The following is a 15,575-nucleotide window of genomic DNA, read 5'->3' on the forward strand; positions in this document are numbered from 1 at the left end:
ATTACTGACATTGCTGCCTCGAACGTACACGTCTGCGCTGACTGCGAAGCCCAAGTCTTCATGAGCCGTCGCAACACGAACGAACCCCATCGACCGTGCGCGTGACGTCGCGCCCGTGCAGCCAAACACTCTGACTCAGGCGAGCTCCGTCAAGACGCCAGCAATGCCTGCACCGCTGCGTGATCTCCAAGCAGAGCAGCCGCAGCTCAGCAAGCTGCGGTGCGATTGACCGTATTGGACGTCATGCCCTTGGAAGGTGCCGCCGTGTTGCCGTCCGACAGCGCCAGTTCGAGCTTGTAGCCATGCGAATACACGGTGCGAATGCGCACCGCGCCACTGTGGTTGCACAGCCGCAGTTTCTTGCGCAGCTTGTAGATGTGCTGTTCCATGGTGCGGTCGGTGAACTCGGTATGGCTACCCCAGACCGCCTTGGCCAGCTGGCAGCGGCGGAAGCACACGCCCGGATTCGAAAACAGCAGCCAGGCGATGGAGAACTCGCGCGCGGTCAAGGCAATCGCGGTCTCGTGCAGGTACACCGTGTTCTTCTCGCGGAGCAGCTGATACGGGCCCACCTTGATCTGCTGGGCCTGGATGCAGGTGGCTGCCATCGGCCAAATGGCGAGCGATGCGCGCACATGCAACTCGTGTGAGTTGACTGGCAGGCTGAGCACTTCGTGGGCGCCGGCGCGATACCAGGCCAGCAAGTCGTCGGGGCACTCGAAACGGCCCAGCACAATCAGTGGGGTGGGGTGACCACTGTGGCAGCGCTGCCAGGCGAGCAGGGAACTGTCGTCCGATGCCACGCAATGGGCATCGAAAACCAGAAGCTCGCACGGCGAGTGGCGCAGGCAGCGCAGCAATTCGAGTTCGTCTGAAAAGATGGTGACCTCTGGGACCAGAGTCGCCAGGCTGGCGTTGATCTGTGATGCCAGCCGCGCGTCCTGCGTCAGTACGAATGCCGATCCTTGGCGGTCATTCGCAGCGGCGTCCATCACTCGCGCGCCCACGCCGGCGGTACGGGCGCAGCCCAGACCATGGAACTGAGCACAACAGGCTTACTAAAGGTATCCAGGCACATAGCCATATCACTCGACCGCTTCGGGGGGATCTGACCTGCGTCAGACGAATGGTATATACCATTGCGGAGGCGAAAAGTTTCGTTGCCTAGCGCGAATTCCGATCAGCGGAGTCATCCGCTTTAGCGGGTGGTCAGTTAGCCGCAACACAGCTCTTACTCTCTAGTTATGCAATCGTCGTCTGACGCATAGGGCTGGTTGGGGCGTTTTAATTCGGTCGGGTTGCTGCACACAAAACCCCATGCTGGAGCGGCGGCATGCCAACGTGCAGGTGTAGACCAAGGTATAGAGATTTTGCTGACTCCCTGCGCGAGAAAGAATATCTCGAGGGACTTGACTATCGCGCCGCTGAACAAAATGCTCTTGTAATTACAGGTGGACCGGCGAATCGCCGGAAAACAGCGTGTGCCCTCATTGCACTGGATTAACGGCCATTTGACATTGAGCGCGAGCGATCGCAGATGTTTAGCGCGCCTTCGCGCATCTGCGTGCCGAACACCGCATCCGTACGCCCACGCATCGTCCTGTGATGCACCGTCAAGATACGCCGGCGCATCGTCTGGCCTTCGTCGCTATGCAGGTGCGGGATCCACTTCGCAGTTTGCAAGACAGAGTGAGAATTTTTGAATTTCTAGCTGCTGCGAAGTGAGAAATTCTATTGGATCCGCTGCATACAATCGTTTGCGCCCACCACAACGGCGCCTTTTGTTGTTTTTGCTCCTCCCCTTCAGAGAGCCCGGCATGATCCTTTCGACCTACTTCGCAGCGATCTCTGCGTTGTCTTACGCAGACCGTCTTCCGATCTATACGAGCAGGATGCTTGTTGGTGCTTGGCCACAGGGTCTGCAGCACCTCCAGCAACGTCGCGAGGGGCAGGCAGCTCCGGATGGCAGCGACGACGAAGTCGCATTGCTGGGCGCCAGCGCCGATGCCTTGTTGATTCTGGAGTATCAGGAAGAGGCAGAGGATGCCTATCGGCAGGCGTCCAAGGCGATGCGTGGGCACCAGCGGCAGCTGCGCCTGCTGTCGTGCCGCAACACCGCGTGGCTGATGTTGAGCCAGCGCCGGCTGAGTGCAGCGCTCAATTGCTTTGCGCAACTGGCCATGGACCGCGATACCCCGGCGGTGCTGTGTGGCGAGAGCCTGCTCGGCAAGGCGCTGACCCACTTCCACCTGGGCCAGAGCACCCTGGCACTGCAGACGCTGGAACGCGCGCAAGAGGTGGTTTCCGAGCTGGAGCTCGGTGCGGCGGACTGGACGCGTGTGGTCGGCGCGCTGCGTCTGGACCTGATCGCCCAGCTGCGGATCCGGCGCGGCGAGCGCATGAGCGACCACGTGTTCTGGCAGGCCACGCTGCGCCAGGAAGATGCCGCGCATACCTTCGAGGCCAGCGAGCTGCGTGCCTGCATCGCCGATCTGTCCGAGAGCATGCCGGTGCTGGCGCAACGCATGCGCCATGTGCGCAATCTGCTGCGCATTGCTGGTGGAGACATCTTCGGCTTCGACGCGCAGATCGATGCCTTGCCCGCAGCGGCCACCGGTTGCCCGCCATGCGCGCGGCAGGATGCGCAAGTGGAGCTGGCGCTGGCCGCATTGGCGGTTGGGCGTGCGGACCTGGCCGAACGCGCGCTGGCCGGTGCCGGGCGCCATCACGCGCCGCGCTGGAACCTGGAGTTCGAGTATTGCCAGGCCAAGATCAGCCAGGCACTGGGACGTGCCGAGCAAGCCTTGCTGCTCTACAACCGCTACGCCCTGGGGGCTGTGCAATGCCTGCGCAGCGAGGTCCAGGCGCCGCGGTTGCTGGAAAGCGGCACACCGGCGCATGTCAGCGATGACATTTCCGCCCGCCTGCCGGCCAAGTACCGGCGTGCCTACGCGTACATGATCACCAATGCCCATCGATCGGACCTGTCGATCAACGAGGTCGCCGCGCAGATCGGGGTGACCGGGCGCGCGCTGCAGCAGGCCTTCAAATCAGCGACCGGCTTGTCGCCGACCCAGGTGCTGCGCCGGTATCGCATGCAGGGCATCCGCGATGAACTGTTGGCCGATGGCGGTTGTGGCAGCGTGCTGCAGGCGGCGAGCCGCTGGGGTGTGGGCAGTCGCTCGGCGCTGGCCAAGGGCTATCGCCAGCATTTCAATGAAGCGCCGATGGAAACCCTGCAACGCTAAGCAGGCCGCTGCCCTGCAGCAATGCAGGGCAGCGGTGAGCGGGTAGAGGGGTGGCACGCGGCGGCGATGCGCCCCTGTTCGCGCTGTGCCGGACGTTGGCTCAGCCGGCGTTTATGCGCAGCGCGCTTGCACGAAGCAGGCGTGACGTTTGCAGTTTTTGCCGGCAAATCCGGCCGTTTTGCAGCGCTTTGCAAGAGTGTGCTGCCGGGCCTTGAATACCCGGCACCTATGTAACGATGGATGTAACGCTGGGATCTGTTGCCTGAGAAGGCCGGCCTGTGCCGCCGGCGCGGCGCGTACGTGCGCGGTCCGTGGCTTGCGGCTATCCTTTCCGGCTCGCATTGCCACCCAGGCAGGCGTGTCCGAGGATGGACGCGGCCGCCAAGGACACGACGACCGATCATGCAAGATCCCATCAATGAGGCGACGGACGCCTCGCAGATCCGCCGCGCAGGCGTCGATCTCAACGGGCTCATGTCCGTACTCAGCAAGCATTTGTATTCGACGCCGGTGGTCGCGTTGCGCGAGCTGGTGCAGAACGCGCACGACTCGATCCTGCGCCGGCGCCTGGAGCAGCCGGAGTGGGGTGGTGCGTCGCTGATCGAAGTGCATGGCGATCCCGCCCAGGGCACCGTGCGCATCATCGATACCGGCGCCGGGCTGACCCAACAGGAGATCCACGACTATCTGGCCACCGTGGGCGTGGGCTACACCCGCGGCCTGCGTCAGGGCGGGCATGAAGACAGCGGCCTGATCGGCATGTTCGGGCTGGGCTTCCTGTCGGCATTCGTCCTGGCACGGCGGGTCACCGTGCGCACCACCTCGTATCAGACGCCGACGCTGGGCCATTGCTATGTGTCCAGCAATGCCGAGCAATACACGGTGAGCCCGATTGCCGCACGTGCCCAGGTCGGCACCGAGGTGGTGCTGGAGCTGCATCCGAATTATCTGCCGTTGGCCCAGGAGGGCCGCCTGCGCGAGATCCTGTCGCAGTACTGCGCGCTGTTGCGCGAGCCGATCCAGATTGGCCGCGATGCACAGCCGATCAACCCGGAGCCGCCGCCGTGGCGCATGGTCGATGCGGTGCCGTTGCATCCGGTGCAGGCCTGGCGCCGCCAGCGCGAATTTGCCGCGCGCTTCGAGCGTAACTTCGAGCCGTTGTGCTGCATGCCGGTGCGCAGCGACGAAGGCAGCGATGCAGTCGGTCTGTTGTGGGTGCAGGATGGGGCGACCTACGGCACCAGCGATAACCGCAATCTGTCGGTTTTTTTGCGTGGCATGTTGCTCCATGACAACGCGCGCGAATTGCTGCCGCCATGGGCCGGTTTCATCGGTGGGGTGATCGAATCCAACCGCTTGACGCCCACTGCCAGCCGCGAAGATTTGCAGCGCGATGCGGTGTACAGCGCGGTGCAACACGCACTCTCCGAAGCCTTGGTGCAAGGTCTGGCCGAGGTCGCGCGTCAGCAGCCGGAGGCATGGCGCCGCATCCTGCTCCGCCACAACGAAGCGCTGCTGGGCGCGGCGTTGTGCGACGAGCGCCTGTTCGAATTGTTGATGGAACACGTGCGCGTTCCCACCTCGCAAGGCGATCTGCCGGCGCAGCAACTGCCGGCGCATGGTGCGGTGCACGTAATCCTGGACAGCGACGCCGGCTTCGAGGAAATGCTGTTCCGCGCCATGGGCGTGCCGGTGGCCTATGGCAACCGCTATGCGGTGGTGCCGTTCCTGCGCCGCTGGGCGCAGGCCAAGGGCGTGCGGCTGGTCGAACTGGGCACCGAACAAGGCAACCGGCAGCTGTTCCATCTGGACAGCCTGCCTGCCGACGAACTGGCCTGGCTGGAGCAGCACCTGGGCGATGGCGAGGCCCTGGTGCCGGCGCGTTTCAGCCCGGAGGAATTGCCGCTGGTGGTGGTGCCCGACCGTGAGGCGGAGCTCAAGCGGCGTCTGGAACAGGACGAGAACGACAAGCGCGTCTCGACCGCGGCCTTGCGCCTGGCGCGGCAGTTCACCGCGCGCATCGAATCGCAACAGACCCAGCGGCTGTATCTGAATCTGGACACCCCTGCCTTGCAGTCGCTGCTGGCTGCGTACCGCGCGGGCAACCCGCAGGCGGCCGTCGCCGCGCGTTTGCTGCGTTCGCTCAAGGTGATTGTTGCTGCACAGGGCCGCACCCAGCAGACGCCAGGCGCGGCCGAAGCGGAGGCGGGTGTGTCTGCGTTGAATCGGGCCTTCGGCGATTTTGCCGCGGCTGTCACCCACTTGCTGGCGCGCTGAGCGCCGGATCAAAGGACGCGTCATGGAAATCTGGAACTGGGTGGAAAAACTGCAGGACGATCTGGGCGAAGCCGGGCAGCCGCAAAATGCGCAGCTGCTGACACGCCTGACCGATCACATCTGCGATCTGCAGATCGAGCGTGCCGAGGCGCTATTGCCGGAGGCGCGCGCGCTGGGCAAGACCCTGGCCAACCCGTGGCTGGAAGTGTTCGTCGGGCATTGGGAAATGCGCAACCGGGTGGGCAACCTGTGCGAGGGCGAACGTGCGTTGGGCGATGCGGTGTCGCTGTTCGAACGCGCGCACCGCCCCGATGCGGTGGAATGCCCGCAGTCGGTGTGTGTGACCCAGGACCTGGCGGCGTGTTACGCCAACATCGATGGCCCGGGCTGGGTGCAAGAGCGCATCGAGGTATGCGAAGAAACCCTGGCGCGCATCGACCCCAGCTGGTCGTGCTACCAGTGCCTGAGCTGCGAAAAGGCCGACGCCTTGCTCGACGATGGCCGCGGCGATGCGGCGCTGGCGTATCTGGAGCAGCAGTCGGGAACCATCCTGGCGCACGGCGGCGAGATCTACGACGGCGTGCCGGACATGCGTATCTCGATCCTGCTGGCGCTGGGCCGCGCTGCCGAGGCGCTGGAACTGGTCGAGCAGCGCGAGCGCGAGGCTGCGCGCGAAGGCGCGGAGTGGGCCAACTGCAGCCAGCCGCGTCAGTTGCAGAAAACCCGCGCGCTGGCCTTGTTGGGGCGCGACGAAGAGGCCATGCAGGCCCTGCTGCTGTGGCGCGATGTGGCGCCGCGCTATCGCCTGCACTGGTTGCGTGCGGTGGCGGTGCTGGTGTCGCGCGCGCCCGAGCGCAACAGCTGGGACCTGGGCAGCCGCGTGCAGACCATGCTGGACCACTACGCGCAGGTGGGTGCGCACCGCATCTTGATCGAAGCAGCGGAGCTTGCGATCGGGATGGCCTTGCAGCGCGGCGCGGTGTGGACCGCGCGCCGGCACCTGGCGCTGGCCCGCGCGCATGTGCCCAGGCTGCGGCTGGACCGTGGCGCCACCGAGTTGCTGAACACCCTGGCCGCACGCATCGATGCGGCGCCGGTGAGCGCGCCGCCGCCGGCGCCCGCCGACCAGTTGCTGGCGTGGTTGTCCGCGCAGGACCAGGAGTCCGCGCGCAATCCGGAACAGGAAGCGCAGTGGTTGCTGCAGGCAGTGGCCGAGCGGCCCGACGATGCCGAACTGGTGGACACCACCGCATCGGCCTTGAGCGCATGCGCAGCCGATGAAGACGCGATCGCCTTGCTGTGGCAGTTCGTGCAGCGGCACGCCGATCGCGAAACCAGCCCCACGTTCCGGCTGATGAATCTCTTGCTCGGCCGTGGCGACGAGGCCAGCGTGTGCCGTCTGGCGCAGCTGTATCGTGCCCAGGTGCCGGTGGCGGCGTTGTGGTGCGAAGCGCAGCTGGCACAGCGGCTGGCCGACTGGCCCGCGCTGGAGCAGGCCTGCGCCGCATTGCTGGCGCTCTCGCCGAGCTCGCACGGTGCGCGCGGGCTGTTGGCGCGCATGTACCTCAACACCGGGCGTTTCGCCGAGTCGGCCGACGTCTATCGGCAGCTGACTGAGCTACTGGAAGAACCACGCTCGGCATATTGGGACCACATGACCGCCGCCAGTGCGGCGCAGGACTGGGACGCAGTGCGTGCCTGCGCGCAGGCAATCGGCATGGAGTTGAGCAGCACCAGTGGCGTGGTCGAGGAGACCTGGGGCTGGGTGATCATCCGCTGCATCGAAGACGGCGAAGTGGCCGAGTATTACGCGCGCCGCACCGGGCCGGTGACCGCACGCATCGTTGAAAATGCGCCGTCGCAGCGCCGCCAGCACGTGGGCGACTGGGTGGTGTTCGACGCGGAGCTGGTGTATCCGCCGCCGGAGGATGAAGCCGAACGCGCACGCTTCGTGCCGACCTATCCGCAGGTGCATGTGCTGCAGGCCGGCGGCTACGGCAACAGCTGGCTGGTGGATGGCGTGCATCCGGGCGAGCCGGCGATCGACGCCTTGCGCAAGGACATTGAAGCGCGTGGGTGGACGCTGTGGGTGCACAGCCGCGACGACTATCGCCTGATCGATCCGGACAATGCAGATGCCTTCGATGCGGAAGACCCGCAGTCCGGATTGCCGGGCGTGCTGTTCACCGTCGCCCTGCCGGAGGCAGTGCCACCGCTGGAACTGCACCGCGCGCTGGTGATGGCGACGGCCGGCTGGCCGCACCGCATGTGCTGGATGCGGCTTGCCGAAGCCTGCGACCAGGACACCACCCCGCATATGCAGGCGATCGAGCGCTACGGTCTGTAAGACCGCCAGTGGTTACGGCGCGCTGCGGTTCTCGTGGCGCGCCGTTTTTTTAGTAGGGGAGCGCAATGCGGGCGCTGATGTCTTTAGCCCGGTAAGCGCGATGACCCTGGAATTTTTTTGACGCTCAAGCTGGCGTCATTGAATCTGCAGAAACAGCGGAATGTTCGCGTGGCTTGGGCGCGCACGCGAAATGGCGGCGTAACGCTTGCGTGTGATCTCGCAGCGACTGGCACGACATTTCTCGCGCTTATGCCACGCGTTCTGCATCCGGCCAAACGTCCAGCAAGACTGGCGTGCACGATGCGCCGCGCCAGTCTGCGACCGTGTGCGTTGCATTTTCAGCAAGGCACACCTTCAAGAGCTGACTCAGCTGCGCTTGCCGTAACGTGCCAGCCAATGTGCGTAGGACGGCGGCAGCACCCGCGATGGGCGTTCTTCGCCCAGCGCCAACGCGGCGTGATACGGCCAGTGCGGGTTGGCCAGATGTGCGCGGCCGACCATCACCAGCTCCATCTGCCCGGCCGCAACCACGCGGTCTGCTTCCAGCGGATCGTCGATGTTCCAGGACGAGGCCACCGGCAGCGCGGCCTCGCGGCTCACGCGTTCGGCGATCGGTGCCAGCAGGGCAGGCCCCCACGGAATGACAGCGTTGGGCGTGCTGAAGCCCATGCTGACGTTGAGCAGATCCAGCCCATCGCGCTTGAAATTGCGGGTCAGTGCGATGGCTTCCTGCAGGGTTTCCTCGTCGCGTCCGTCGAACTCGATCACGCCGAAACGTGCGGTCAGCGGCAAGTGTTCCGGCCATACCGCGCGCACCGCCTGCAATGTTTCCAACAGAAAACGCGCGCGGTTTTCGGCGCTGCCGCCATAAGCGTCCTGGCGCTGGTTGGCATGTACGGAGAAGAAGCTCTGTGCCAGATAGCCATGAGCGAAGTGCAGCTCCAGCCACTTGAAGCCGGCAGCGAGGGCGCGCTTGGCGGCGGCGACAAAATCACCGCGCACGCGGGCGATATCGTCCAGGTCCATTGCACGCGGCAGCTTGGGCAGATTCGCACCGAACGCGACCGCTGACGGCGACAGCGTGTCCCAGCCGCGCGCATCGCCGTCGGCGATATGGTCGTCGCCTTCCCACGGCAGATTGGCGCTGGCCTTGCGCCCGGCATGGCCGATCTGTATACCGGGCACGGCGCCCGCGGCGCTGATGGAGGCGGCGATGCCTGCGAGTCCTTCGGCCTGGGCGTCATTCCACAGGCCCAGGCAGCCGGGGGTGATGCGGCCTTCCGGCGACACGCCGGTGGCCTCGACGATCACCAGCCCGGCACCACCGCGCGCCATGCTGGCGTAGTGCACCTGATGCCAGTCGTTGGTGAAACCGTCGGTGGCGGTGTATTGGCACATCGGTGGGATCGCGATGCGATTACGGAGCGAGACATCCTTGAGCTGATACGGCGAAAACAGCGATGACATCGGGGAGAGAGCCTTGGAAAATCAGGGAGCGATCAGAGCACGCCGCCGCGCGCATCAAAACACTGCCAGTAGCACAGCGCGTTGCAGCGGCTGAAGGCGCGCAGATCGCCGAGCTAGCAAACTTGATCGAGCGCTGCGGCGCGCGGCGGTGCAGCCACCGATTCGCAGGGCAATGCCGCGAAACGCGACCTCAAAACAGTTCCGGCCACACGCAAACCCACGCAACAACGTGCAGCGAACACAGCCGTCACTGTGAGACACCGCCCGACGTGTCCTGACACGCAGCCCGCAGACCAGATCAGCTCTCTCATTTCGCCAACACGCCCCAGTAGCCACCGCACACATGCAGCGGCAGCCTACGAATCCCGAATCCCGAATCCCGAATCCCGAATCCCGAATCCCGAATCGCGAATCGCGAATCGCGAATCGCGAATCGCGAATCCCCATTCCCCATTCCCCATTCCCCATTCCCGCAGCCGTGGCCCGGCGCACGTTCAGCGCTCCGGAGCAATGTCAAACTGGCCTGGAGCGATCCAAATGACCGCTACAGGTTCGTGTCTGGTTGGCAAACCTGAATTGCTTTAATCTGCAGCGCTTCGGCGTGGGGGCGCCGCGCCAACTCGGGCGCAGTCCAGCTCGCATGCCACGTCATCGTTTACTACTACTCGACGGGTGATCTCATGGTGGCATTGCAGCAGCGCACGATCGATGCGATTCGTGGCCAGGAAGGCGGCTTGTTGTCGGCATGGCTGGGCTCCAGCCTGACCGCCGATGCGCGCATTTCGCACAAGGATGCACAGGCGCAGGGCGCCGACTTTCTGCGCTTGCTGGCGGCTTCGTTGAAGGACGGCGGCAGCAGCCTGGACAGTGCCGAATGGAGCGAAGTGCGCCGGTTCCTGGAGAACCTCTCGCGTGACCGCGCCACCCGTGGTTTCGATTCGCAGGAAACCGCCAACTTCCTCTTCTCGCTCAAGCGCGCGCTGTTTGAACTGGTGCAGCGCGAATACGCCGATACGCCGGAAGAACTCGGCCACCAGCTGTGGGCGCTGTCCGAGCTGATGGACGCGCTGGGCCTGCACACCATCAAGGCGTTCCAGAAAACCCGCGAAGACATCATTGCGCGCCAGCAGGAAGAGATGCTGGAGCTGTCCACCCCGGTGGTGAAGTTGTGGGAAGGCGTGCTGGCGCTGCCGATGATCGGCACGCTGGATTCGCAGCGCACCCAGGTGGTGATGGAATCGCTGCTGCAGCGCATTGTCGATACCGGTTCGGAAATCGCCATCATCGACATCACCGGCGTGCCCACCGTGGACACCCTGGTTGCCCAGCACCTGCTCAAGACCGTTACCGCCATCCGCCTGATGGGCGCCGATGCGATCATCAGCGGTGTGCGCCCACAGATTGCACAGACCATCGTGCATCTGGGCCTGGACCTGCAGGGCATCGTGACCAAGGCCAACCTGGCCGATGCGTTGGCGTTGGCGCTCAAGCGCACCGGCGTGACCGTGAGCAAGGCGGGCTGACATGGAGCGCATCCCGATCCTGCGGATGGGTGATCTGTTGCTGGTCACCATCCAGGTGGACATGCACGACCAGCTGGCGCTGACCCTGCAGGAAGACCTGTCGGAAAAGATCAGCGCCACCTCTGCGCGCGGCGTGTTGATCGACATCTCCGCGTTGGACATCGTCGACTCCTTCATCGGCCGCATGATCAGCACCATCTCCGGGCTGGCGGCGATCATGGATGCCAAGACCGTGGTGGTGGGCATGCAGCCGGCGGTGGCGATCACGCTGGTTGAGCTGGGGCTGACCCTGCCCACCGTGCGCACCGCCTTGAATGTCGAGCGCGGCATGCGGCTGCTACAGCAACCTGTGCTCGATCCATGAGCACGCCGGCTGGCTCGCAACCGGTGCGTACCGAGCAGGACGTGGTGATGGCGCGGCAGACCGTGCGCAAGCTGGTGGTGCAATGCGGCCTGCGCCTGGTCGACCAGACCAAGCTGGTCACCGCGGCCAGCGAACTGGCGCGCAATACCGTGATCTACGGTGGCGGCGGCGACATGGACTGGGCGCTGGTGGAGAGCGGCATCCGCAAGGGCGTGCAGCTGACCTTCCGCGACGAAGGCCCGGGCATCCCCAATCTGGACCTGGCGCTGACCGACGGCTGGACCTCCGGCAGCGGCCTGGGCCTGGGCCTGTCCGGCAGCCGTCGGCTAGTGGACGATTTCGTGCTGGACAGCGCGCCCGGCAAGGGCACGCGGATCACCATCACCAAATGGAAGTGACGTTTGCAGGTGCGCCGACCCGGTCGATTCGTCTAGACGACGCAAGCCAGGTCGGGCAGGCACGCCGCGAAGCGGTGGCCCTGGCGCAGGCATTGGCGCTGGATGAGGCCAGCTGTGGGCGCGTGGCGCTGGTGGCCACCGAGTTGGCCACCAATGTGCTCAAGCATGGGCGTGGCGGCTGCGTGCAGCTGTCGCCGGTGGCCGGGCGCGCCGGCGTTGGCGTGGAGTTGTGCACGCTCGACAACGGCCCCGGATTTGCGCTTTCGCAGTGCCTGCGCGATGGCTATTCCACCTCCGGCACGCCGGGCACCGGGCTGGGCGCGATCCACCGCCAGGCGCAGCTGCTGGATGCCTATTCCGATGCGAAGGGCGCCATTGTGGTGGCGCGCGTGTTTGCGCAGCAAGGCGCTGCCCAGGACCTGGCGTACGGCGCGCTGCGTGTGCCGATCCACAACGAAACCGTGTGCGGCGATGCCTGGCATCTGCAGATCCGCGAGGCGCGTGCCACGGTAACGGTGATCGACGGGCTTGGCCACGGTGCCGGTGCAGCGGAGGCGGCAGACGCCGGCACCCACGCGGCCGCGGCGGCCACCGGCGAGCCCGGCGAGCGGGTCACGCGCCTGCATGCCGCCATGTCCGGCACGCGTGGCGGCGCGGCAGCGGTGGCGCAGTTCGATAGCCGCAGCGGGCAGGTCCGCTTTGCCGGCGTGGGCAATATCGCGGCCGCGCTCTGCGACGGCGATGGCGTGCGCGGCATGCCATCGCATCCGGGCATCGTGGGCGTGCAGTTCCGCAAGGCGCAGCCATTCGATTTTCCACAGGCCACCGGCAAGCTGCTGGTGATGCACAGCGACGGGCTGCAATCGCGCTGGAATCTGCGCGATCATCCGGGTCTGCTGTCGCGCCATCCGCGCATCATCGCCGCACTGTTGGTGCGCGATCACGACCGCGGCCGCGACGATTGCAGTGTGTTTGTCATGCGCTTGGGAGGCATGTCATGAGTCACGCAAATGAGGTTCCCGCCATCGACGCGATGGCTGAACTGGAGAGCTTGCGCCAGCAGAATCAGGCGCTGCGCGAGGAACTGGACGAAACCAACCAGGGCGTGCTGGCGCTGTATGCCGAGCTGGATCAGCAGGCTGAGCAATTGCGCGACGTGTCCGAGCTCAAGAGCCGGTTTCTGTCGTACATGAGCCACGAATTCCGCACGCCACTGGGCTCGATCCTGAGCATTACCCGGCTGCTGGAAGACGGCATGGATGGCCCGCTCAACGCCGAGCAGCTCAAGCAGGTGCGCTTTGTCAGCGCGTCCACGCGCGAGCTCAGCGAAATGGTGGACGACCTGCTGGACCTGGCCAAGATCGAAGCCGGGCGGGTCACCATCTCGCCGGGCTGGTTCGATCTGATGGATCTGTTTGCGGCCTTGCGCGGCATGTTCCGCCCGCTCACCGACGCCAACCGCACCACCTTGATCTTCGAAGATCCGCCGGTGTTGCCGATGCTCTACACCGACGACAAGAAGCTGGCGCAGATCCTGCGCAACTTCATTTCCAACGCGCTCAAGTTCACCCCGCAAGGCCATGTGCGCGTGTTCGCGCAACTGCAGGGCGACACCCACGTGCGCTTCAGCGTGCAGGACACCGGCATTGGGATCCCGGCCGAACTGCACGACGCGCTGTTCGAGGATTTCGTGCAGGTGGATTCGCCACTGCAGAAGCGCCTCACCGGCACCGGCCTGGGCCTGTCGATCTGCAAGCGCTTTGCCGAGTTGCTGGGCGGCACCGTGGGCATCAACAGCGTGGTCGGGCAGGGCTCGGAATTTTTCGTGGTATTGCCGGTGACGCTGGCGCCGCAGCAGGAGGATGGTCTTGCCTAGCAGTCATCGGATTCTGGTAGTGGACGACAACGCGGTCACCCGCTACTCGGTGCGGCGCGTGCTCGAACACCACCAGTTCGTGGTCGAAGAAGCCGGGACCGGTGGCGAGGGGCTGGTGCGCCTGGCTGCCGAGGCATTTGCCGCCGTGGTGCTGGACGTCAACCTGCCGGACATGAGCGGCTTCGACATCGTGCGCACGCTGCGCGCCGAGCCGCGTACCGCGCTGCTGCCGGTGGTGCACGTCTCGGCGGCCTCGATTGCCACCGGTGACATGATCACCGGCCTGGACGCCGGCGCCGATGCCTACCTGATCCATCCGGTCGACCCCAACGTGCTGGTCGCCACCTTGCGCACGCTGCTGCGCGCGCGCAATGCCGAAGAAGCGCTGCGGCTCAGCGAGGCGCGCTTTCGCGAAATCTTCGAGCACATCGGCGCGCCGATCGCGGTGGTCGATGCGCAGCTGCACACGCAGGAGGCCAATGCGGCGTTTCAGCGGCTGATCGGCAGCGCCACCCCATGCGAAGCGATCAACGTGCCCGGCCTGGACCAGTGCGCCACCGTGCAGGCCTTGACCGCCGCACTGGGCCGGCGCGAGCGCTGGAGCGGGACCTTGTCGATCCTGCGCGATGGCGCGGTGCGCGAGACCGAATGGCGGGTGTCGCCGTACCGCGAACCGGACCTGGGCCTGCTGTTTGTCGAAGACGTCACCGAGCAACGCCTGCGCGAGCGCGAGCAACGCCAGGAACTGGATACCGCCACCTCCGAGCTGGCGCATCAGATTGCCGAGCGCCAACGCACCGAAATCCAGCTGCTGCAGGCGCAAAAGATGGAAGCGCTGGGCAAGCTCACCGGCGGCATCGCGCACGACTTCAACAACCTGCTCACCAGCATCATTTCCGGCCTGGACATGATCCAGCTGGCGGTGGAATCCAACCGCATCGAACGCGTGCCACGGCTGGCGGAAATCGCCACCGGCTCGGCGCATCGCGCTGCTGCGCTGACCCAGCGCATGCTGGCGTTTGCACGCAAGCAGTCGCTGGATGCGCAGCCGTTCGACGTCAATGCGCGGGTGCGCTCGCTGGAAGACATGCTGCGCCGTTCGATCGGCGAAAACATCGCACTGGAACTGCAGCTGGCGGAGGCGCCACTGGTGGCCATCGCCGATGCCAATCAACTGGAAAACGTGGTGCTCAACCTGGTCATCAACGCACGCGATGCGCTGCAGGGCCACGGCACCATCCGCATCCAGAGCGCGCCGCACACCGCCTACAACGACCCGGAGCTGGAGGACGGCGACTATGTCGCGGTGAACGTGATCGACGACGGCAGCGGCATCGATCCGGCGATCCTGAGCCAGGTGTTCGAGCCGTTCTTCACCACCAAACCGATCGGCGAGGGCACCGGGCTGGGCTTGTCGATGACCTACGGGTTTGCGCGCCAGTCCGGCGGCACCGCACGCATCACCAGCACGCTGGGTAGCGGCACCACGGTGGCCTTGTTGTTGCCGCGCGGGCTGACCGTGGGCGAGGCATTGCCACCGCCGCCGCCGAATGCGCCGCGTGGGCGCTCGCAGCGCATCCTGCTGGTGGACGACACCGATGTGGTGCGCATGATGGTGAGCGAGGTGCTCAGCGATGCCGGGTACCACGTGATCGAGGCCGAAAACGCCGATGGCGCGCTGGCGCAGCTGCGCGCCGATGCACAGATCGACATGGTGGTGTCCGATGTCGGCCTGCCCGGCATGAACGGGCGCGACATGGCCGATGTGGCGCGTGATCTGCGCCCCGGGTTGCCGATCCTGTTCATCACCGGCTACGCCGAAAATGCGGCCACCCGGCAGGAATTCCTCGCCGAAGGCATGGCGTTGCTGCCCAAGCCCTTCAGCCTCAACGACCTGCTCAATACCGTCAGCCGCATGCTGGGCTGACGGCTGCACAGCGCTGCGTGCGCGGAGGAATTTTTCGCACCTCCATACCCGCGCCGAGAACGGCAGCGCGCCGGAACCACAGCTTAGAACCTGTTCACGATCTTTCCTGATCAGTGCAGACTATGCGGATGCGCCAAAAGACCTATCC

At 65.4% G+C, this 15,575-nt stretch carries 11 protein-coding genes; 9 read left to right on the forward strand and 2 right to left on the reverse strand.

Annotated elements, in window-relative coordinates; genetic code table 11:
• Positions 1-206: 206 nt before the first annotated feature.
• Positions 207-992, reverse strand: coding sequence for a winged helix-turn-helix transcriptional regulator (locus tag XCC_RS06065; RefSeq protein WP_029217108.1), 786 nt, complete (start codon positions 990-992; stop codon positions 207-209).
• 900 nt (positions 993-1,892) lie between these two features.
• Here XCC_RS06065 and XCC_RS06070 point away from each other — a divergent pair.
• The 3 genes from XCC_RS06070 (at position 1,893) to XCC_RS06080 (ending at position 7,872) form a co-directional block, all read left to right on the forward strand.
• The gene (locus XCC_RS06070; protein ID WP_016944964.1) at positions 1,893-3,248 is read left to right on the forward strand and encodes a helix-turn-helix transcriptional regulator; all 1,356 of its coding nucleotides are present in this window, start codon (positions 1,893-1,895) and stop codon (positions 3,246-3,248) included.
• 402 nt (positions 3,249-3,650) lie between these two features.
• On the forward strand, positions 3,651-5,525 hold the full coding sequence (locus XCC_RS06075; protein WP_019237863.1) for an ATP-binding protein: 1,875 nt from the start codon (positions 3,651-3,653) through the stop codon (positions 5,523-5,525).
• Positions 5,526-5,547: 22 nt separating this feature from the next.
• The gene (locus XCC_RS06080) at positions 5,548-7,872 is read left to right on the forward strand and encodes a hypothetical protein (RefSeq protein ID WP_011036366.1); all 2,325 of its coding nucleotides are present in this window, start codon (positions 5,548-5,550) and stop codon (positions 7,870-7,872) included.
• Between the two features lie 366 nt (positions 7,873-8,238).
• Here XCC_RS06080 and XCC_RS06085 read toward each other — a convergent pair whose 3' ends face one another.
• Positions 8,239-9,339: an NADH:flavin oxidoreductase/NADH oxidase gene (locus XCC_RS06085; RefSeq protein ID WP_011036367.1), complete on the reverse strand. Its 1,101-nt coding sequence runs from the start codon at positions 9,337-9,339 to the stop codon at positions 8,239-8,241.
• 680 nt (positions 9,340-10,019) lie between these two features.
• Between XCC_RS06085 and XCC_RS06090 the strand changes: the two genes are divergently transcribed.
• Genes XCC_RS06090 through XCC_RS06115 form a run of 6 tightly spaced genes read left to right on the forward strand, consistent with a single transcriptional unit; the run spans position 10,020 to position 15,427 of the window.
• The gene (locus tag XCC_RS06090; RefSeq protein ID WP_011036368.1) at positions 10,020-10,862 is read left to right on the forward strand and encodes an STAS domain-containing protein; all 843 of its coding nucleotides are present in this window, start codon (positions 10,020-10,022) and stop codon (positions 10,860-10,862) included.
• A 1-nt stretch (position 10,863) separates the two neighbouring features.
• On the forward strand, positions 10,864-11,226 hold the full coding sequence (locus XCC_RS06095) for an STAS domain-containing protein (RefSeq protein ID WP_011036369.1): 363 nt from the start codon (positions 10,864-10,866) through the stop codon (positions 11,224-11,226).
• Complete coding sequence (locus tag XCC_RS06100; RefSeq protein ID WP_011036370.1) at positions 11,223-11,624, forward strand: anti-sigma regulatory factor; 402 nt, start codon at positions 11,223-11,225, stop codon at positions 11,622-11,624. Before XCC_RS06095 ends, XCC_RS06100 begins: the two co-directional genes overlap by 4 nt.
• Positions 11,615-12,625: an ATP-binding protein gene (locus XCC_RS06105; protein ID WP_011036371.1), complete on the forward strand. Its 1,011-nt coding sequence runs from the start codon at positions 11,615-11,617 to the stop codon at positions 12,623-12,625. Before XCC_RS06100 ends, XCC_RS06105 begins: the two co-directional genes overlap by 10 nt.
• Positions 12,622-13,500 (forward strand): sensor histidine kinase, encoded by an 879-nt coding sequence (locus XCC_RS06110; protein WP_011036372.1) that lies wholly within the window; start codon positions 12,622-12,624, stop codon positions 13,498-13,500. The genes XCC_RS06105 and XCC_RS06110 overlap by 4 nt, the downstream gene beginning before the upstream one ends.
• The gene (locus XCC_RS06115) at positions 13,493-15,427 is read left to right on the forward strand and encodes a response regulator (RefSeq protein ID WP_029217109.1); all 1,935 of its coding nucleotides are present in this window, start codon (positions 13,493-13,495) and stop codon (positions 15,425-15,427) included. The genes XCC_RS06110 and XCC_RS06115 overlap by 8 nt, the downstream gene beginning before the upstream one ends.
• Positions 15,428-15,575 lie beyond the last annotated feature (148 nt).

Origin of the sequence: Xanthomonas campestris pv. campestris str. ATCC 33913, assembly GCF_000007145.1 — a bacterium.
GTDB lineage: Bacteria > Pseudomonadota > Gammaproteobacteria > Xanthomonadales > Xanthomonadaceae > Xanthomonas > Xanthomonas campestris.